Genomic DNA, 1228 nt, shown 5'->3' with positions numbered 1-1228 from the left:
GGACGCACCACTCGACATGACCCCGATCCCAACCCTTCCAAGGACTGAAGTCTCCGGACACGCCGGGGCGGTTCACCCTTCTGGTCAGCGCGACGTGGTGTGGTTCGGGTCAACGCCTCCCAGTACGAGCGATCCGATCGAGTGGTTCGACCCTGCATTCAGCGGCCGGCTCGTGGCTTCCTCAGAACTGGGCGAGCGACCCCTCGACGGCTTCTACGCGATGACGGACTGCGCGGGGTGTAGCGCGGCGTTGAGGCGCTGGGCCGACGCGAGCGGGGTGACCCTGGAGTCACAGCAGACCCGCTCGGTGCGAGGTCTTGTCCTGGGCTTTGTGACGAGCAGCGGCGCTGGATTCGCTTTGCTCAGTGTCGTGGTGCTGTTGGTCTCGGTGGTGATGACGTGGTTCTTGACCCGGGCGCGGTCGCGCTCCCTGCGCCTGCTCGGCGGTGTGGCACCGTGGCGAGTCCACTCGTGGGACATCTGGTTCTTGGCCCGCATGATCTTGGTCTGGTCGGTTCTGGGGTGGGTCGTGTCGTGTGCGGTCGTCTCCGCCGAGCGGGGGGTTGAACGGTTGGGGGTGTTCGCCGCGTGGTCGGCGTCAATCCTGGCGGTGATCGACCTCGCCGTCGTCGCGGGTTGCGTGGCCGTGTCGTACCTGGCTCGTCCGACCGTCACGGCACTGGCAGCCCGGGAGCCACCGCTGATGGTGTTTCGACGCATGGGTGGGCTCGTGCGTTTCGTGGCCGTCCTGGTGGCGGCGGCGGTCCTGCCGTTCACCGTGCACTTCGCCCAGACCGCCACCAGCGCCCAGGTTGAAGCCGGCAGATGGGTCGACGCCCGAGGCGCCGTCAAAGTCACGATGTCCAGCGTGGTCGATACGGCCAGTCGCGACCAGTACCTGCCAGGCCTGACGGCCTTTGTCGAGCAGGTCGACCAGGCAGGCATCTCGGCACTGTCATTCACCCTTGATCAGGCGCTTGGAATGAGACCCGAGGAGCTGGGGCCATTCGACCACGTGATCATCACGGACCCTTCCTTTGTGGCCCTCATGCAGATCGGTGTCGACCGGGGTGGACCCCACGGCGGCTTGACGCCCCTCCGTGATGCGGACATACCCACGGCCCTACGCCAGACGCTGGCGGGCCAGCTCGAGTGAACCGCCCCGACTTCAGTGGAGGCTCGGTTCTCTGGTCTCGGCCGTCGTGACGGTCGGGTTTTGACGGTAGTG

The 1228-nt window shown here is 66.5% G+C and carries 1 protein-coding gene; it reads left to right on the top strand.

Annotation, left to right across the window (positions count from 1 at the left end):
- A partial coding sequence (locus FZ988_RS18375; RefSeq protein WP_223145198.1) for a hypothetical protein occupies positions 1 to 1156 on the top strand: 1156 nt, incomplete at its 5' end.
- Positions 1157 to 1228: the final 72 nt, after the last annotated feature.

Origin of the sequence: Actinotalea subterranea (genome assembly GCF_008364845.1) — a bacterium.
Classification (GTDB): domain Bacteria; phylum Actinomycetota; class Actinomycetes; order Actinomycetales; family Cellulomonadaceae; genus Actinotalea; species Actinotalea subterranea.
The sequence above is the reverse complement of the archived record's forward strand: the minus strand, read 5'-3'. Positions and strand labels throughout refer to the sequence as shown.